Origin of the sequence: Tahibacter sp., from assembly GCF_032229445.1 — a bacterium.
Taxonomy (GTDB): Bacteria; Pseudomonadota; Gammaproteobacteria; order Xanthomonadales; family Rhodanobacteraceae; genus Tahibacter.
This window is the reverse complement of record NZ_JAVTWC010000082.1, coordinates 1-18,259: the sequence shown is the minus strand read 5'-3', so window position 1 is coordinate 18,259 and position 18,259 is coordinate 1. Positions and strand designations below refer to the sequence as shown.

The 18,259-nt window shown below is 67.7% G+C and carries 17 protein-coding genes; 7 read left to right on the top strand and 10 right to left on the bottom strand.

The features are described from left to right. Positions 1–60: 60 nt before the first annotated feature. From RUU78_RS14535 to RUU78_RS14525, 3 genes are all read right to left on the bottom strand, one after another. Positions 61–1,449, bottom strand: a complete 1,389-nt coding sequence (locus RUU78_RS14535; protein WP_313917797.1) for a DUF1501 domain-containing protein — start codon at positions 1,447–1,449, stop codon at positions 61–63. Positions 1,450–1,459: 10 nt separating this feature from the next. After that, positions 1,460–3,238 carry a DUF1800 family protein gene (locus RUU78_RS14530; RefSeq protein WP_313917795.1) on the bottom strand — a complete coding sequence of 593 codons (1,779 nt, stop codon included), beginning with the start codon at positions 3,236–3,238 and terminating at the stop codon, positions 1,460–1,462. 212 nt (positions 3,239–3,450) lie between these two features. After that, positions 3,451–3,990, bottom strand: a complete 540-nt coding sequence (locus RUU78_RS14525) for an MGMT family protein (protein WP_313917793.1) — start codon at positions 3,988–3,990, stop codon at positions 3,451–3,453. A gap of 77 nt (positions 3,991–4,067) precedes the next feature. Between RUU78_RS14525 and RUU78_RS14520 the strand changes: the two genes are divergently transcribed. Then, the gene (locus RUU78_RS14520; protein ID WP_313917791.1) at positions 4,068–4,475 is read left to right on the top strand and encodes a hypothetical protein; all 408 of its coding nucleotides are present in this window, start codon (positions 4,068–4,070) and stop codon (positions 4,473–4,475) included. Between the two features lie 79 nt (positions 4,476–4,554). Beyond that, entirely contained in the window at positions 4,555–5,886 is a 1,332-nt protein-coding gene (locus RUU78_RS14515; RefSeq protein ID WP_313917789.1) for an amidohydrolase family protein, read from the top strand. 48 nt (positions 5,887–5,934) lie between these two features. Here the strand turns inward: RUU78_RS14515 and RUU78_RS14510 are convergent, their stop codons facing one another. The 6 genes from RUU78_RS14510 to RUU78_RS14485 all read right to left on the bottom strand — a co-directional run bounded on the left by RUU78_RS14510 (position 5,935) and on the right by RUU78_RS14485 (position 12,089). Continuing rightward, positions 5,935–7,518, bottom strand: coding sequence for an aldehyde dehydrogenase (NADP(+)) (locus tag RUU78_RS14510; protein ID WP_313917787.1), 1,584 nt, complete (start codon positions 7,516–7,518; stop codon positions 5,935–5,937). A 101-nt stretch (positions 7,519–7,619) separates the two neighbouring features. Beyond that, the gene (locus RUU78_RS14505; protein WP_313917843.1) at positions 7,620–8,525 is read right to left on the bottom strand and encodes a dihydrodipicolinate synthase family protein; all 906 of its coding nucleotides are present in this window, start codon (positions 8,523–8,525) and stop codon (positions 7,620–7,622) included. Next, a complete protein-coding gene (locus RUU78_RS14500; RefSeq protein WP_313917785.1) occupies positions 8,516–9,796 on the bottom strand; it encodes an FAD-dependent oxidoreductase in 1,281 nt (426 codons plus the stop codon). The genes RUU78_RS14505 and RUU78_RS14500 overlap by 10 nt, the downstream gene beginning before the upstream one ends. Beyond that, positions 9,789–10,034 (bottom strand): (2Fe-2S)-binding protein, encoded by a 246-nt coding sequence (locus RUU78_RS14495; RefSeq protein WP_313917783.1) that lies wholly within the window; start codon positions 10,032–10,034, stop codon positions 9,789–9,791. The genes RUU78_RS14500 and RUU78_RS14495 overlap by 8 nt, the downstream gene beginning before the upstream one ends. Continuing rightward, positions 10,024–11,154: an FAD-dependent oxidoreductase gene (locus RUU78_RS14490; protein WP_313917781.1), complete on the bottom strand. Its 1,131-nt coding sequence runs from the start codon at positions 11,152–11,154 to the stop codon at positions 10,024–10,026. Before RUU78_RS14490 ends, RUU78_RS14495 begins: the two co-directional genes overlap by 11 nt. Further along, on the bottom strand, positions 11,151–12,089 hold the full coding sequence (locus RUU78_RS14485) for a proline racemase family protein (RefSeq protein ID WP_313917778.1): 939 nt from the start codon (positions 12,087–12,089) through the stop codon (positions 11,151–11,153). Before RUU78_RS14485 ends, RUU78_RS14490 begins: the two co-directional genes overlap by 4 nt. A gap of 27 nt (positions 12,090–12,116) precedes the next feature. On the opposite strand from RUU78_RS14485, the gene RUU78_RS14480 reads away from it, so the two are divergent. Beyond that, the gene (locus RUU78_RS14480) at positions 12,117–12,407 is read left to right on the top strand and encodes a hypothetical protein (protein WP_313917777.1); all 291 of its coding nucleotides are present in this window, start codon (positions 12,117–12,119) and stop codon (positions 12,405–12,407) included. Positions 12,408–12,425: 18 nt separating this feature from the next. Here RUU78_RS14480 and RUU78_RS14475 read toward each other — a convergent pair whose 3' ends face one another. Beyond that, the gene (locus RUU78_RS14475) at positions 12,426–14,756 is read right to left on the bottom strand and encodes a M9 family metallopeptidase (protein WP_313917775.1); all 2,331 of its coding nucleotides are present in this window, start codon (positions 14,754–14,756) and stop codon (positions 12,426–12,428) included. 234 nt (positions 14,757–14,990) lie between these two features. Between RUU78_RS14475 and RUU78_RS14470 the strand changes: the two genes are divergently transcribed. The 4 genes from RUU78_RS14470 to RUU78_RS14455 all read left to right on the top strand — a co-directional run bounded on the left by RUU78_RS14470 (position 14,991) and on the right by RUU78_RS14455 (position 18,102). Beyond that, positions 14,991–15,752 (top strand): AraC family transcriptional regulator, encoded by a 762-nt coding sequence (locus tag RUU78_RS14470; RefSeq protein WP_313917773.1) that lies wholly within the window; start codon positions 14,991–14,993, stop codon positions 15,750–15,752. A 228-nt stretch (positions 15,753–15,980) separates the two neighbouring features. Continuing rightward, the gene (gene modA / locus RUU78_RS14465; protein WP_313917771.1) at positions 15,981–16,748 is read left to right on the top strand and encodes a molybdate ABC transporter substrate-binding protein; all 768 of its coding nucleotides are present in this window, start codon (positions 15,981–15,983) and stop codon (positions 16,746–16,748) included. A 6-nt stretch (positions 16,749–16,754) separates the two neighbouring features. Beyond that, positions 16,755–17,444, top strand: a complete 690-nt coding sequence (modB, locus tag RUU78_RS14460; RefSeq protein WP_313917770.1) for a molybdate ABC transporter permease subunit — start codon at positions 16,755–16,757, stop codon at positions 17,442–17,444. Next, the gene (locus RUU78_RS14455; RefSeq protein WP_313917768.1) at positions 17,437–18,102 is read left to right on the top strand and encodes an ATP-binding cassette domain-containing protein; all 666 of its coding nucleotides are present in this window, start codon (positions 17,437–17,439) and stop codon (positions 18,100–18,102) included. The genes modB and RUU78_RS14455 overlap by 8 nt, the downstream gene beginning before the upstream one ends. Positions 18,103–18,259 lie beyond the last annotated feature (157 nt).

The window sequence follows — 18,259 nt, the reverse complement described above, 5'->3', positions numbered from 1 at the left end:
GTTCCAAGCGGCTGCATTTCACCCGCTCGAAGGGGGAGGGCCGATACTCTCGGCACATTTTCACAGGTTCAAAAAGCCGAGATTGCGGCTGCCGAAGTTGGCGAGATTCGGCAGGATGTCGTCGATGCCGGTTTCGCCCAAGCCGAACCAGCGCGCCAGCGTCGCGGCATACTGGTCGACCGACAGGGTCGGGATCAGCTGGCCGTAACCCGCGTCATCGGGATTGCCGTTCTGCGCGAGCGACGGCATGCGGCCGTAGAAGCGCCTGCCGCGCACCGCGCCGCCGACGACGAAGTGATGGCCGCCCCAGCCGTGGTCCGTGCCGTCGCCGTTGATCGAAACGGTACGGCCGAAATCCGACGCGGTGAATGCGGTCACGTTGCCGGGCAGCGCCAGCTCGACCGTCGCGTCGTAGAACGCCTTGAGGCTCTGCGAGAGATCGGCGAGCAGCTGCGGATGCACGCTGGCCTGGCTGCCGTGGGTATCGAAGCCGCCGAGGCTGACGAAGAAGATCTGCCGCCGCAGGTTGAGCGCGTTACGCGCCTTGATCAGCCGCGCGACCATGCGCAGCTGCCGCCCCAGGCGCGAGTTCGGGAACGCCGTCGTCACGTCGCCCGCACTGTTGAGCGCCGCACCGATGGCCTGGTAGTTGGCGATGGAGCTGTTCGTCGCGCGCGCGTAGCTGCGCTCGAAAACATGCGCCTGCGTGCCCTCCTGGCGCAGCGCGTTGAACGCGGCGACGCCGGCTTCGTTGCCCCAGGCATCGAGATAGCCGATCTCCTCGACGCCGTAGGAACTCATGACGTACTGGTTGACCACGTCGCCGCGCTGGAACAGCGCCTGGCTTTCCAGCGACACGAGCATCGACTGGTTCTGGTTCGGATTGCCGGCGTGCATCAGGTCGGCGATGCGCCCGCCCCAGCCCGCGGCATTGCCGTCGTCGGGACGCGAGGTCTGCCAGATATTGGCCTGGTCCTCGTGCGAGAACAGTTGCGGCGGCAGGGCGACGGTGCCTTGCTGGTAGGCCTGCTGCGTCGTCGGCCGGATCAGCGTGCCGACGTTCGCGACGATACCGGCCTGGCCGCCGTTGAACAGGCCCGCGAGTGCGCTCATCTGCGGGTGCAGGCCGTACAGCGCGCCGTCACCGGGCAGACCGTCAGCCAGCGGATCGACCGCGATGAGATCGCCCAGCGGCACGGTAAGCGCACCGCGTGAGGCGGCGTAGACCGCGTGATGCGTCGTATCCCGCGGCACGATGGTGTTGAAGCTGTCGTTGCCGCCGTGCAGGAAGACGCAGACCAGCGCCTTGTAGTCCGGGAAGATCGTACCGCTGCCGGCGGCCATGGCCGCGTCGAGCAGGCCCAGGCTGCCGAGCGCGGAGTACGCGCCGACGCCGCCGAGTGCGCCATGCGCGCAGCCGCGCAGGAAATCACGACGATTCAGTCTCATCTGCGCGTCCTCACTTCTGGATCGAGTATTCGGGCGAGTTCAGCACCAGGTACAGCGCATGCTGCACCCGGTCGCGCCCACCGTTGCCGTTGGCCAGCGCGGTGAGGCGCGTGACGAGGACATCGCGCATGAACGGCGACATCTGTCCCGACATCAGCAGCAGGTTCAGGCGCTCGACCAGCGCCGCCGGGTCGGCCGCGAGTGGGTTCAGCGTTGCGCCGTAGTCCATCAGCAGCGCGTTGGGTTCCTGCGCATAGCTGTATGTGCTGCCGATGTAGAAGTAAAAAATGCGCCAGTCCAGATCGTTCGGCGTCGCCACGAGCATGGTGTCGGTCGCGATCTGGAATTCCGGACTGAACAGGCCGAGGTCGCGGATCTCGCCGGGCTGCTGGAACGTCGGCCGGAAGAAATTGAATACGCTCGGCGAACGCAGCGGCGCCTGGCCGTACCACTCGGCCGGATCGATCGACAGGTTGATGCGGCCGTTGACCGAGCGCGGTGCGGTGATGCGCCAGAGCTGCACGAGCTTGAGCATCGGCTCGCGCAGCTTGCCGTAGCGGTCCGCATTCGCGCCGGAAAATCCGTAGCGCGCTTCCGGGTCGAGCAGGATAGCCTTGACCACTGCACGCAGGTCGCCGCGCACGCCGGCGCCGTTGTCGGCGAACACGGCAGAGATCCGCGCGATGTAGGCCGGACTCGGATTGCTCGTGACGAGGCGCTGGATCAGCAGCCGTCCAATGAACGGGCCGACGTTCGGATGCCTCGCGATATTGTCGAGCGCGATCGCGAGTTCCTGCGGCGCCGTGCCACCGGGCTGCAGCAGACCGCCGCTCGGCTGCGCGTTCGGATACACCAGCAGCTGCTTGGCCGTGGTCGAGTCGTGATACGCCTCGAACGGCAGCATCGGATCGCGCACCGCGGAGGAGTCGGGGTTGTGGTAGTCGCCGACGCAGTCGGGATACTCCGCGGTCGAGCAGTCGTTGAAATTCCAGCCAGTGAAGACGTGGGCGAAACCGCGCACCGTGTTCTGGTTGTACGTCGGCACCGGTTGCCCGCCGGCCAGCACGGGACTGCCGTCGGCGTTGAGCTGCTTGAGGCCGATCGAGAACAGCTGCAGCACTTCGCGCGCGTAGTTCTCGTCGGGGCGGATGTTCAGTGTCGCGTCGGGCCTGCGGTTGCCGACCATGGACAGGTACACGCCCATGGCCGGATGCAGCGTCACGTCTTCGAGCAGGGTGCGATAGCTGCCGAACGCGTTGCGCGCAAGCATGTCGTACCAGCTCGCGGTCGACCAGGCCTGCAGCAGCAGGCCGGGATTCTGGTCCGATACGACGAAGATTTCCGAAAGGGCCAACGCGACGCGCTGGCGCAACTGATCCTTGTGTACGCGCGGCGGGTTGCTCGGGTCGTACAGGCCGATGGAATTGATCAGCCAGGCCTCGAGGCGCTGCTGCTGGTAGACGCCGGCCTGCGCACCGGCCCAGTCGAGGAAGGGCTGCTGGTACGACGGCGTCTCGGCGAACTGTTCGGCGAACCAGGTTTCGTAGCCGACCGCGCGCAGATGCTGGATATCCGCCAGCGTCGCTCCATACGTGGCCTGATTCAGGAACCGCGCCGCTTCGGCATCGCTGAACGGGCCGGCATTGGGTGCCTCGAAACCGTGACGCCAGACCGCATCCGGTTTGTGGCTCAGCCCCTGCGCCTGCGCCAGCGGCGCGGCGAGACAGAACACAGTGGCGCACAGCCCGTGCAGCCAGCGCCAGCGAACCGCGGTGGATTCCGTATCCATTTCTTTCCCCGTTTGTCCGAACGACAGGTAGCGCAACGACGCCGCCCGCCACTAGCGAACAGCACGAATGCGCAGGCCTTCACAGTTCCCGAAAATTTCCCGACCGGCGGTCGCGCGACGCAGGCTAGCGACAGTCGTGGCCACCGACGCGTGAGGGCGCGCACACTCGCATCAGGGTCGCGACGGCCGGTCCGTTCGGTGCGATCAGTGGTTCAGCGCGGGGCCTTGCCGCCGGGACGCGGGGACGGCCTGGATTTCGCACCCGCGCGGTTGCGCGAGCCGGGTTTCTGCGCCGCCTTCTCGCGCTGGCGCGAGATCGCTTCTTCGGCCGTTGCCGCGCGCGTGCGCGCGGCCGGCTTGCCCGGCGGCGGCGCCCACAGGGCGAAATCGAGATTGCGCTCCCAGCCGAACTCGTCGAGCGAGACACAGCCGCGTTCCACGCGCACGCCTTCTTCGATCAGCCGCGCCCGCTGTTCGCGGTAGGCCCTGGACTGCGGCGGAAATGCAATACGACCATCGGAACGCAGCACGCGGAACCACGGCAGTTCGACGCCATCGGGCGTATTGCCCAGCACCTTGCCGATCATGCGCGCGCGTCCGGGCAGGCCCGCGCGTGCCGCCACTTCGCCGTAACTGCTGACCTGGCCGGGCGGAATACGCGCGACCACGGCACGAATCGCCGCCGCGGCCTCTTCGCCGACGCGGGTCACGGCGACGGACCCGGCCTTGGCTGTCAAGTCTTGTTTCGCCATCCGCTTGCCCCCATCGCGCCACTTCGCCGCTGCCGGCACGGTAGCATACGGCCCATTCCCTACCCGGAGATTCATCCATGCACAGCTTCGAGCAGATCCGCTCGCACATCAGCGCCAGGCATCAGCTGCGCATCAACGATCCGTACCTGATCTGCTTTGACCTGCTGCTCGAAGGCGGCAGCCGCCACCAGGGCATCTATCTGTCGGAGCTCGATCACGAGGACGGGCGCAAGTTCCTGCGCATCTCCACACCGATCGGCCCGCTGACCGGCATGGACGCCAAGCGCTGCCTGCGCTTCAACTGGGAGCAGCGCGTGGGCTTCCTCGCCGTCAGCGATCTCGATGGCTCGCCGTATCTGCAGCTGTGCGAAAACCGTCCCTACGAAAATCTCGTCGTCGAGGAAATCGATCTGCTGATCAGCGAAATGGGGCCGCTCGGCGATCGCATGGAGCAGTCCATCTCCGCTGGCGGCGACGCGTTCTGATCGCAGAGACGGCCGCGGCCGCATTGCCGCCGCACCGGCCGTCACCACAGAATCGGGCTTCCTACCGCGGAGCCCGTCCATGAAAGCCGGATTCGTCGCTGCACTTATCGCACTCGCCGTCGTCGCGCCTGCCCAGGGCAAGACCCTGGCGCTGGTCGGCGGGACACTGGTAGACGGCTCGCTGCGCGATCCTATCGCCGACAGCGTCGTCATCGTCGACAACGAACGCATCGTCGCGGTCGGGCGCGAAGGCGAGATCGCGATACCGGCCGGCGCCGAAATCGTCTCCACCGAAGGCATGACCGTGCTCCCCGGCCTGTGGGACATGCATGTCCACCTGATGATCAACGGGCACGCCGACTACGCCCACTGGGACAAGGTCTACATCGACCGTTTCCGCGACGTCATCATGCCGGCGTCGGCGAAACAGTTGCTGCACGCCGGCGTGACCGGCGCGCGCGATCTCGGCGCGCCGCTGGGCGATTCGATCGCCGTGCGCGACGCGATCCGGCGCGGCGCGATCGAAGGGCCGACGCTGTTCGTCTCCGGGCCATTCATCCAGAAAAAACCGTATCCGGGCACCGAGGCGTTCCGCTGGGGCGTGGACTCGCCGGCCGACGCGCGCGCCAAGGTCAAGCGCCTCGCCGATGCGGGCGTGGACGTGATCAAGCTCATCGACCAGGACCAGATGAGCGAAGCCGAAGTCGCCGCCGTCATCGACGAAGCGCACAAGCACGGCAAGCCCGTCGTCGCGCATGCGCACCGTCCCGAGGAAATCCGCCGCGCGCTCAAGTACGGTGCGGACTGCCTCGAGCACACCGGCCTCGCGGCCGCGCCGCGCTATCCCGACGACGTCATGGAAGCGCTGCGCGAGCGCACCGCCAACATGTCGCTGGGACCGCTGTTCTGGACCCCGACCATCGAAGGCCTGTACAACTTTCCCTATGTGGTAAAAAACCACGAGCACATCGACGACACGCGCTGGCACGAAGGCCTGCCGGCGGACATCGTCGCCGACATCCGCGGCTCGCTGACCCACCCCGAGCGCATCGCCTATTTCCAGCAGACACCGCAACGCTGGCCGACGCTGTCGACCAAGTTCGCCCAGCTGCGCGAGAACGGCGTGCTGCTGCTCGTCGGCACCGACTCGGGCATCCCGATGAAGTTCCACAGCGACAGCACCTGGCACGAACTCGAAGTCTGGGTGAACCGCCTCGGCGTTCCGGCGATCGACGCGATCCGCGCGGCGACGTACTGGCCCGCCGTGGCCATGAAGGCCGACAAGGACTACGGCTCCATCGCCGAAGGCAAGTACGCCGACATCATCGCCGTACGCGGCGACGTGCTGCGGCATATCGCATTGCTGCAGAACGTCGACATGGTGTTCAAGCATGGCAAGCGGGTGAAGTGAGATCTCGCGGCGTGTGGTTCAGACGGCACCGCGAACGCCATTGAACGCTCAACGCACCGCGCGAATGCCGTCGACGAGGCGCAATATCCCGAGCGGATTGGCCTCCTGCAGCGCCGCCGGCAGCAACGCATCCGGCACGTTCTGGTAGCACACGCGCCGCGCGAAGCGTTCGATCGCGGCGGTGCCGACCGACGTGCTGCGAGCGTCGGAGCTGGCCGGATACGGTCCGCCGTGCACCATTGCGGCGCTGACTTCGACACCCGTCGGCACGCCGTTCATGAGCACGCGGCCGGCGACGTTCGTCAGCGTTTCTATCAGCGCTGCCGCAGCCGTTTCGTCATCGGTGTCAGCCAGCAGCGTGGCGGTCAGCTGGCCCGGCAGTGCCGCGGCAAGCTCGCGCATCTGCGCGGCGTCGCGCACGCGCACGATAAGGCTGGTCGGGCCGAATACCTCTTCCTGCAGCGCGACGTCGGCGATGAAGCGTTCCGCGTCCGTTTCGAACAGGTTCGGTTGCGCCGTGCCTGCGGCTTGCGCCGGCGCCACCAGCGCCGAGACACCATCGTGGCGTCCCAACTGTCCCGCCCCCTCCGCGTGGCGCCGCGCAATGCCGGCGGTCAGCATGGCGGCCGCCGTTGACGCCGCGAAGCGTTCGCGCAGCCGGTCGCGCAGGTCGTCGCCGTCGGGACCGGCCGGAATCACGATGACGCCGGGGCTGGTGCAGAACTGGCCGACCCCCTGCAGCACCGAGGCGTGCAGTTGGTTCGCAATGGCGTCCGCGCGCGCGGACAGCGCCGCGGACAGCACGAACACCGGATTGATGCTGCCCATTTCGGCGAAGACCGGGATTGGATGCGCGCGTGCCGCGGCGATGTCCATCAGCGCACGGCCACCCCCGGTCGAACCGGTGAACGCGACCGCGCGGACCAGTGGATGACGCACGAGCGCGGCACCGGCCTCGTGCCCCGCATCGAACAGCAGCGAAAACGTACCGGCCGGAAACCCGCAGCGCGCGACTGCCGCGGCGATCGCGACGCCGGCGCGTTCACTCGTCGCCGGATGCGCCGGGTGCGCCTTGACGATGACGGCGCAGCCCGCGGCGAGCGCACTGGCGGTGTCGCCGCCGGCGACCGAGAACGCGAGCGGGAAATTGCTGGCGCCGAACACGACGACCGGGCCGATCGGCCGCAGCACCGAACGCAGATCGGGCTTCGCCAGCGGCTGCCGCTGGGGATCCGCATGATCGATGCGCGCGTCGATCCAGCTGCCTTCGTCGACGAGATCAGCGAACAGGCGCAGTTGTCCCGTCGTGCGCCCGAGTTCACCGCCCGCGCGCGCCGACGGCAATGCGGTTTCCAGCGGCACGAGGCGTTCGAAATCGGCGCGCGCATCCTCGAGTTCCTCGGCGATCGCGCGCAGCAAGGCCGCACGCTCGGCGCCGCTGCGGCGCGCGAGATCGGCGCTGGCTGCTGCGGCCAGCCGCACGGCCTCCTCGATCTCCTGCGCGCTTGCGCTGTGGTAGGCGGGCTGCAGCGATTCGCCGGTGGCCGGATTCACGCCGTGGAATGCAGCGCCGCCGACGCCGCCGCGTGAGGTGCCGATGAGCGAGAGGCCTTGGAGCTTAATCGTGGACATTTATCGATTCCGATGTTTTTCCAATCAACACAGTAAGCCAAGTTGCGAAACCCCAAGCCACGATAGCCTCTCCCCCGAGCAAGCTCGGAGGAGAGGGAGCTTCACACCACCGGCTTTTCGCGCAGCGCCTTGCGGATCACCGCGAGCGCCTCGTCGCGCTCGGCGCCGACGAGTTCCAAGCGCGGCGGGCGCACACGCTCGTTGCCCATGCCGGCTTCCTGCTGGATCAGCTTGATCAGTTGCACGAACTTCACCACCGTATCCAGGCGCAGCAGCGGCAGGTGCCAGCGGTACAGCGCCTGCGCCTCGTCCCAGCGGCCGGCCTTGGCCAGTTCGAACTGGATGACCGATTCCCTGGGCAGTGCGTTGACGGTGCCAGCCACCCAGAACTCCGCGCCGGCGGCCACGCCTTCGCAGACCATGTCGTCGAGGCCGACACCGACGCGCACGCGCGCGCCGAGCAGCGCGACCAGCGCGGTCACGCGGCGCGAGTCGCCGCTGGACTCTTTCACCGCCTGCAGGTTGCCGTGCTCGGCGGCGAGTTCGGCGACCTGCGCCGCGCTGAAATCCGTCTTGTATGCCGGCGGGTTGTTGTACAGCATGCACGGCAGCGTGGTCGCAGACATGACCGCGGCGACGTGCGCCTTCATCTCGCGCCAGTCGCTGGAATACACATACGGTGGCAGCACCATGAGGCCGCCGCAGCCCGCGTCGGCGCTGGCGCGCGCCAGGCGCACCGCTTCGTCGGTCGACAGCGCGGCGATGCCCGGGATCACGGGCACGCGGCCGGCGGCCGCCTCGACGCAGGTGCGGATCAGCGCGACCTTCTCGTCGAACGACAGGGTCGCGCCCTCGCCGAGCGAACCGCATGGAATGATGCCGTTGCAGCCGTTGTCGATGAGCCAGCGCACATGCTGCGCGACGAAGGCGTGGTCGATCGCGAGGTCGGCGTCGAAGGGAGTGGTGATCGCAGGCAGTACGCCGTGCCAGATGGTGCTCATGGAGATTCCTGTGGATTTTCTTCGGTAGGGGAAGCGGTGAAACACGAAAGGGGTACCGGTGCCAGCGGCGGACGCGGCGTCGCCGCATCCCAGCCGAACAGGAACGCGCCGGCCGTGCCGCAGATGCGGCCCTGGCAGTGGCCCATGCCCAGGCGCGTCTGTAGCCGCGCGTCGCGCTGGCTGCGGCAGGCCTGCGCGGCGCCGTAGCACACGTTCTCGCAGCGGCACAGCACGGTGTCGGCCGCGGCGAGCTGGCGCAGTTCGTCGCGCAGCGCGAAGTGATGATTGAGCGAACGCGCGAAATGTTCGCTGCGCGTTCGCGCACGACGCAGGCCGAACGAAAGCCGGGCGCTGCCGGCGGCGGCGCGGCCGGCGATTTCACCCTGGATCAGCGCCTGGTCGACGCCGCCGATGCCACAGGCCTCGCCGGCGAAAAAGATCCCGGCCACGCTGCTGTGCTGGTGCTCGTCGACCACGACCGCGCCGTCGGCGAGGGTGCAGCCGAGCAGCTGCGCGATCTCGATGTTCGGCACGAGGCCGAAGCCCACCGCCAGTGCGTCGCAGTCGAGGCGCTCGCTGTAGCGGCCGATGCGCAGGCGCACGCTGCGCAATTGCTCGTCGCCGTCGGCACGTTCGACCCAGGCGTTGCAGCGATACGGCACGCCGGCGAGGCGCAGGCGCAGCGCGGCGGCCTGGGCCAGCTTGGCCGGATGACGCGCCAGACGCGTCGCAAAACGCGCGAGATCCGTAGCGGCGGCCTGTTCGGCCACCCGCAGCACCTGCGCGCCAGCGGCACGCAGGCTACTTGCCGCGGCGAGCAGCAGCGGACCGCTGCCGGCGACGACGACGCGCTTGCCAGCGACCGGCCAGCCGTTCTTGACCAGAACCTGCAGTCCACCGGCGCCGAACACACCGGGCAGCGTCCAGCCCGGGAACGGCAGCAGGCGCTCTCGCGCGCCGGTGGCGACGATAAGGCGCTCGCAGCGCACGCGCAGTGGCCCGTCGGGACTGTCGAACACGGCCAGACCCGGCGCAGCGAAATCGACCAGGCGCAGGCCGTACCGGCACTCCACCGGCGACTGGCGCAGCGCGGCGATCCAGCGGCGCGATTGGCTATTTGTCGGTTTGTTCCATTGTCCACGCCAGACCTGCCCTCCGGGCTCGGCCTGCATGTCGACGAGCAGCGCGCGCGCGCCGGCACGCTCGGCGCTGACCGCGGCGGCGATGCCGGCCGGGCCGGCGCCGATGACGAGGATCTCGGTGCGCAGTTCACGCATCGCAGCCAATCTCCATGCCGTCGGCGATGCGCGTGAGACAGCCCAGCCGCTCGACGCCGTCGATGCGCACGCGGCATTCGAAGCAGATACCCATGCCGCAGCACGCCGCGCGCGGCGCGCCATCGAGCGCCTGACGCGTCGCGCTGCGGCCCGCATGGCACAGCGCCGCGGCGACCGAGCAGCCGGCGGGCACCGAAACCTCGACACCATCGACGCGGATGCGCACCTCAGCCGGCATGGGCCAGTTCCGCATCGGCCGCAAACCGCGCCGGCGCGTAGGGCCGCGCGTCGAACGGCAGCGGCTGATCGAGCAGCTGCGCTGCGAGCAGGTCCGCCGTGCCGAGTGCCGTGGTCACGCCGAGGCCTTCATGGCCGCAGGCCAGCCACACGCCGGGCCGCGCCGGCCAGGCGCCGATCAGCGGGCGGTGATCCGGCGTCGTCGGACGGAAACCGGTCCAGGCGCGCAGCGCGGTCATGCGGGCCAGCGCCGGCAGAAATTCCTGTGCGCGCGCGACCAGGCGCGTGAGCAGCCGCGGCGTGATGCCGCAGTTATGGTCGTCGAACTGGCGCGTGGAACCGAGCAGCAGCTGGCCCGTCGGCCGCGGCTGCACATTGAACGCGACCGATTCGCCGTCGCCGCCGTGGGCGCTCTGCATATAGCCCAGTTCCACGAGCTGATGATTGACCGCCGGCTGCGCGCGCGTCGTGATCAGCAGGTGTCCCTTACGCTTGCGCACCGGCACGCCGGCGAGAAGTTCGGGCACGGCACAGCCGTTGGCGACGATGACATGACGCGCGCGCAGGCGGCTGCCGTCGGCGAGCAGCACGTCGCCGTCGCCGATCGCGCGCACCTCGACGCCGCAGCGCACCTGCGCACCGGCCGCGACGGCGCGCTGCGCCAGCCAGGCTGCAGCGACCGGCGGGTACACCACCGCGTCGGCGACGACGCGCAGTCCACCGGCCAGGCCCGGCGCGAGCGCCGGTTCCAGCAACGCGAGCTGCGCCGGCGAGACGAGTTCGCTATCGACGCCCGCGCTGGCGAGGCGCTCGCGCTTGCGCGCGGCCTCGCCCATCTCGGCGGCGTCGCGCGCGATCCACAGGGTGCCGGTGCGGCGGTAGTCCGCCGTCGTCGGCAGCTGCGGCGCGAGTTCGTGCCAGCGCGCGCAGGAATACGCCGACAGCGACAGTTCGGCCGCATCGTCGTCGAGCACGACGAGATGCCCCATCGAGGCCGCGGTTGCCACGCCGCCGAGCACGTCGCGTTCGAGCAGGCAGATCGCGAGGCCGGCGCGCGCCAGTCGCTCGGCGATCGCACAGCCGACGATGCCGCCGCCGACGATGATCGCGTCGAGGTTCAATCGAAGCCCCAGGCGAACGGATCGGCCGCGTCGAACAGCAGGGTCGAATCGGCGACCACGTGGGCACGGCCGCTGATCAGCGGCAGGATGTTCTGTGCGTCGATGCGCCGGTAGCGCGCCTGGAATTCACTGCCGATGACGCTTTGCTGGCGCCACACCACATCCGGCGCGAGTTTGCCGTCGGCCGCAAGACAGGCCAGCTTCGCGCTGGTGCCGGTGCCGCAGGGCGAACGGTCGTAGGCCAGGCCCGGACAAAGTACAAAATTGCGCGAATCCACGCCGGGGTCGAACGAGTCCGCGACCAGCTCCACATGATCGATCTCGCCGCCGTCGCGACCGCGGATGCCGGCCTGGTCCAGCGCGCGGCGTATCGCGACGCTGCAGTCCAGCAGCGCCGGGATGTTGTCGCGCTCGATCGTCAGGCCGTGGTCGTCGACGAGGAAGAACCAGTTGCCGCCCCAGGCGACATCGCCATGCAGGCGACCGTGGCCCGGCACATCCAGCGTGACGCCTGCGGCGTGGCGATAGCTCGGCACGTTCGCGACGGTCACGAGACCGTCGGTGGCCAGTTCCACCGCAACCACGCCGACCGGCGTTTCGAGCTGGAAGCGGCCGGGTCCGAGGCGGCCGAGATGGCGCAGCGTCTCGACCACGCCGATGCTGCCGTGTCCGCACATGCCGAGATAGCCAACGTTGTTGAAGAACACGACGCCGGCGAGGCAGTCCTCGCGTGTCGCCGGCAGCAGATAGGCACCAACCAGAACATCCGAACCGCGCGGTTCGCAGACGATCGCGCGGCGCCAGCGATCCTGTTCGCGCTGCAGCCAGTCGCGCGCCGCGACCGGGTCGCGTCCGCCGAGGTCAGGCCCACCCGCGACCACGACACGGGTCGGCTCACCGCCGGTATGGGAATCGATGACGCGGGTCTGGCTCATGCGCAGGAACGATAGGGAAGAGCCCGCATGCTAACCAAGCCGCCGCGATTCAGATTGGCGCATCGCCTTGCACGCGTGGCACGAATCGCACAATTGGTCTGCGCCGGCGCAGGTTCGACTAAAGTCATAAGGGCGGGTTTTCACAAGGATGAATGCGGTGACCCCGCGCTGCAGACATGTGACGCCAAGACCGGGAAAACGTTCATGCCGCTGCCGATGCGCGTACTTGCGCGACGCACTGACCGATCCCTTGTTGCCGTATTTGACAAAGAGAAAAAGCCGCAGCGCCAGGCGCTGCGGCTTGGGAACATCTATTAGCTTACGTCGCAGCGGCATCTAGTCCCAGCTCGTCGCCACCTGCACGCCGCCGAATGAACTGGTGCGCGGCTTGAGCATGACGTAGTGCCATCCGGCGGCCGGCGTGGCCACGGTGACGGTCTCGTCGTTGCCGACCAGACGCGGCGCCTGGTCGAAGACGGTATCCGTCGGCCAGTTGCCGGCGCGGACATAGATATCCGCATCGCCGCTGCCGCCGGTCATGCGGAACTTCAGATTGCTTCGACCCGCCGGCAGATTGAGGATCAGATAGACGCGGTCCTGCGCCGCGGCGGCGGACAGGTTGCTGCGCTTGCAGCCGTTGTCGAGCTGACGCACGTCCGTCAGCGTGCACTCGGGCACGACGCTCGGATCGGTACCGAAACCGTCGGCGAAGATCGCGTCGGGCTGGCCGCCGTTGCAGACCGTCGTGTCCCCGTTGTGCGCGGCGAAGCAGACCAGCCACGCGCGGAACTCGGCGTTGTAGGCCGTGCGGATCGGGTCGAGCCAACCCTGATAGCCCGGACTGTAGTTGCCAGGGCGCGATACCACGTACAGGCTCGTGATCTTGTCGCGGTGGCGTTCGAACATGAAGCGCGTGGCGAGATAGCCCCACTGGTAGGTGCGCGCGTAGTCGGTGCTGTATTCGGTGTCGAACAGCTGCGCCAGCGTGAACGTGTCCGGGTTGCCGGCCTCGTCGATGGCATCGTCGTAGCGTAGGTTGCGGTACGAGTACGACAGGTACTCCGCAAACCCTTCGATGTACCAGATCGTCGAGTACGGCGCGTCCATCGGCAGCGCACCGAAGCCGCCGTGCCAGTTGAAGCGGCCGTCGAGGTAATGGATGTACTCGTGGGTCAGGTTCCATACCTGGAAGTCCGGCCGCAGCCACTCGGCCTCATAGGCGAGGAAGCGTGCCTGGTTGCCCGGCTGCGACGGATCGCCTTCGAGATAGACGCCGCCGTTGTTGGTGTCGTTGCCGAAGATGACGCCGGAATAGGTCTCGTAGTCGCTGCTCGAATGGAAGATCACCATTTCCAGGCGCGCATTGAAATCGTCCGGCACCGGCGTGTTGCCGGTCTGCGACTGGGCGTGGAAATAGCCTTCTTCCGCGCCGACGATGCTGCAGACCTGATCGAGCTGCGTGGCCGTCAGCGCCTGGCTGCGCACGCGCAGGGTCGCGCTGCAGTCGCGCGCGTTGGCCAGCGGCAGCACCTGGTTCTCGAGGTCCTGGGCAAAGCTGCACAAGCCAAAATAGCTGCAGTGGGCATTGTCGTAGTAGTCCACGACGCTGGCGATGCGCACGTAGATGCCGCCGCCCGGTCCGCCGATCGTGAACTGGTCGAGCACCGACTTGATCTTGGGATGAGCAAGATTGTGAAAGGCCGTCGCGCTGTATTGGCTGAAGCGGCCGAGTTCGCCCGCGGCATTCATCAGCAGGTATTCGCGGTCACTGCCGACATCAGCCGCGCGGTTGTCATTGATGAAGCTCACGAGCGTATCGAGCACACCGCTGCCGCTGCCCTGCACCAGCGTCTGGAATGCCGGATCATAGTGGCCGCGGAACAGCACCGTGAACACGCTGTTGGTTGCGGCCGTCATGTTCCCCAGGCTGGACCAGGCCGGGCCGTAGCGATCGAGGATGCCGCGCACGGTGCCCAGCTGCTGCGCGTTCTCGCCGGCGCTGTCGATCAGGGTGACGAATTCGGACAGCACTTCGCCATGCGCATCGCTGACGTCCTGGAAGTGGCTGCTCGCGACAAAGGCGTTCAGGGCCGGACGGATGGCGTTCGTGAACGCCGTGCCATAGGCGCCGACATCGGGCTGGTTGTAGTACTCGACAAACAGTCCCGCGCGCAGGAACAGCACGAGTTCCAGCATGTGGTTGCTGTTGTCGCCCGGATAACTCGCCGCATCGGCCTGCATCGCGTTGGCGATGGTGATCATCTTGCTTTCGGCGAAGATCTGCCCGGCCGTGGTGCCGGTCACGTCGAACAGGCCGCCGCTGTAGAAGCAGGATTCGTCGGCCGCGCGCACCGCCGCGACGAGCGCCGCGCCGCTCACGCTGGCGAAACCAGCGATATTGCAGGTGCCGCGCGGCGCGCGCAGTGCCTGCGGCGCGTCATAGGACTGGAACAGGTGGTCGCGCGTGGACGGCAGCGGCGCGCGCCGGTCCCAGTCGACGCGGTGAATCTGGATATGCGCCGAGGGACTGACCTCCACCGCGCGGGCGGCGGCCGGTCCTGGCAGCGGAATCTGCGGGCGCGCGTTGGCACCCAGGGGCAAGGCGGCAAGGACCAGGCACGCGGCCAGTCCTGTGCCGGCTTGCAAAAGCCGGACAAACGAATACATTGGTTTCTCCCCGAACATCGTCTTGTGTGGACAACACTGCACGAGACCGGTGTTCCGGAGGCGGGCGCGCTGCAACGCGTTCGCCTCCACCCTGTCTCCTGCTGACGACGATGCTAGGTTTCGGCGACGATGATGGTCTAGCCGTATACCGGCATAGGCACGACACAATCCGCACAAACCACGCAGACGCCCGTCACAGAGCAAATATCGACGAGCGATTCGCCAGGGGGAGCAATGAACAACGAACTTGCACGCTGGCGCGAAGCCTTCATGGCACGCGTCGCCTCGCCGTGGTACGTCGAAACGCTGTTCGACCGACTGCCCGACATCGTGTTCTCGGTGAAGGACAAGCAAGGACGCTACGTGTCGATGAGCGAAGCCTCGGTCGTGCGCTGCGGACTCAAGCGCAAGCAGGACGCGATCGGCAAGACCGCGTTCGACCTGTTTCCGCGTCCGATGGCCGAGCGCTACGCGCGCCAGGACGAGCGTCTGTTCAACACCGGCCGGCCCATCGTCGACAACCTCGACCTGACCGTGTATCGCGATGGCAGCGCAGGCTGGTGCCTGACGACGAAGGAACCGCTGTACGACGCGCAGGGCCGCGTCATCGGTCTGGCCTGCATTTCCAAGGACCTCATCGAGCCCAGCCGCGCCGGACTCATCGACACGGGCTTTGCGGAAACCGTCGACTACATGCTCGAGAACTACGACCAGCCGCTGCGCATGGAAGACCTGGCACGTCGCGCCGGCATTTCGCAGGCGCAGTTCGAGCGGCGCATGAAGAAAATCTTCCACCTTTCCGCAGGCCAGTACCTGATCAAGTCGCGCATCGATCACGCTGCGCGCCTGCTAGCGTCCACGCCGCTGCCGATCGCGGAGATCGCCCAGCACGCGGGGTTTTCCGACCAGAGCGCGCTGTCGCGGCAGTTCCGCCAGGTCACGGGTTTCGCGCCGCGGCAGTACCGGCAGCTGATGCGGCCGACCAGCGATGAATGATGCGCTGCCGGAGCCTGCGTCTCGTCGCGTAACGAGTGAAGGGAAGTGAGAAATGAGAAATGACTGGCAGCGTGCCGCGTGCCTCTACTGTTCTCCCACTTCGCTCAACGCATTGCTGCCTCGTTGAACAGATGTGAGAAAGGAATAACAACGTGCCGCGCGTCTATACTCGTTTCTCACTGCTCTCCCCTCTTTCCCGCCGCAAGGCCGTCCACCACGCGAGTCTGCATGCTCCTGTTCCGACTGATCGGTCCGCTGCTGTTGCTACTCGCGGCCGTCGTGCCGGCGCGCGCAGGCGGACTGCTGGTATTCGCCGCGTCCAGCATGAAACCCGCGCTCGACGAGATCGTCGCCTTGCCCGAGACGAAGGCGATCGCCGGGATCACGATCAGCTACGGCGCGAGTTCCGCGCTCGCGCGACAGATCGAGGCGGGCGCGCCGGCGGACGTGTTCATCTCCGCCGACCTGGAATGGATGGACTGGCTGCAGCAGCGCGACCATATCGCCGCAGCGACGCGTTTCGTACTCGCACGCAATGAACTCGTGCTGGTCGCGCCGGCCGCGTCGAAGCTCGAATTCACGCTCGACGCGAAGACTGATCTGCGCGGCGCGCTCGGCGATTCGCGCCTGGCGCTGGCCGAACCCGGCAGCGTGCCGGCCGGCAAGTACGCCAAGGCTTCATTCGAAAAACTCGGCCTTTGGCCACAGGTCGAGACACGCTACGTCGCGACCGAGAACGTGCGCGCTGCGCTGGCGCTCGCGACGCGCGGCGAAGCACCGCTCGCTGCGGTGTATCGCTCCGATGCGGTGTCCGAGCCTGGCGTACGGGTCGTGGCGGCGTTTCCGGCCAGCAGCCATCCGCCCATCTCCTATCCGGCTGCGGCACTGAAAGACCGGGACAGCGCGGCGACGAAACAATGGCTCGCACTGCTGCAAGGCCCTGAGGCGCGGACGATCCTGCGGCGCTGGGGTTTCCGCGACGCCGCGTCGGATTGACAGCCGGTGCTGAGCGCGGCGGAAAGCACGGCGCTGGCGATCAGTCTCAAGGTCGCGCTGCTCAGCATCGTCGTCGCGCTGCCGTTCGCGCTGGCGCTCGGACTGGCCCTGTCGCGGCTGCGCTTTCCGGGCAAGAGCGTGCTCGAGGCGCTGCTGAACCTGCCGCTGGTGCTGCCGCCAGTCGTGACCGGCTACGCGCTGCTGCTGCTGTTCGGGCGCAACGGCGCGATCGGCGCGTGGCTGGGCACGTTCGGCATCCAGTTCGCGTTCCATTGGAGCGGCGCCGTCGTCGCGGCCGTGATCATGAGCTTCCCGCTGCTCGTGATTTCGATCCGCGCGGGCTTCGACGGCGTGGACCGGCGGCTGGAAGCGGCCGCCGAATCGCTGGGCGCCGGTCCGTGGCGCCGTTTCCTCAGCATCACCTTGCCGCTGTCGCGGCGCAGCGTGCTGGCCGGCTGCGTACTGGCGTTCGCGCGCGCGTTCGGCGAGTTCGGCGCGACCATCAGTTTCGTCGGCAGCATCCCCGGTGAAACACGCACACTCTCGATCGCGATCTGGGAACTGCTGAACCAGCCCGGCGGCGAAACCGGCCTCGGGCGGCTGGTCTGGGTCGCGCTCCTGGTCGGCGTGGCCGCGTCGCTGTTCGCCGCCCTGCTCGGCCGGCGCAGCCAGGCCAACGGCGCAGCCCATGATTGAACTCGACATCCGCTGGAAACCGCGCGACTTCGACCTGCAGGTCACGTTCGAATCGCACGCGCGCCATGTCGCGCTGTTCGGTCCGTCGGGCAGCGGCAAGACCAGCGTGCTGCTCGCGATCGCCGGCCTGCGCCGGCCCGACGCCGGACGCATACGCCTGGACGGCGAGTTGCTGTTCGACAGCGCGCGCGGCGTGCATATCGCGCCGGCGCGGCGCGGTCTCGGCGTGGTGTTCCAGGACGGGCGCCTGTTTCCGCACCTGCGCGTCAATGACAATTTGCTTTATGGACAACGCGGCAAATCGGGCATAACCGCTGCGACCGCCTTCGACACCGCGGTCGGCCTCCTCGGCCTCACCGAGCTTCTCGAGCGCTGGCCGGCAACGTTGTCCGGCGGCGAGGCGCGACGCGTCGCGATCGGCCGCGCGCTGCTGAGCCAGCCGCGCGCGCTGCTGCTCGATGAACCGCTCGTCGGCCTGCATCGCGAGGCGCGCGGCCAGGTGCTGCAATACCTGCGCCGCCTGCGCGACGAGATCGGCCTGCCCACGCTGCTGGTCAGCCACCAGCCCGACGAAGTGCAGGCACTGGCGCAGGAAGTCGTGCTGCTCGACGACGGGCGCGTCGCGGAGCAACGGCCGATCGGCGAGTTCCGTGGCTGAGGGCGAGGAACGAGTGAAGATGAGTGAGAAATGAGTAGAGGCGATTCCGCATCGCTTTTGCTCATTTACCCATTTCTCACTCCTTTCCCCTGCTTACCCGCTGCTAGTGTAGTGCTCCGCAATTAATGAACCTTATTGATTTTCCTGCTGTCCCAGA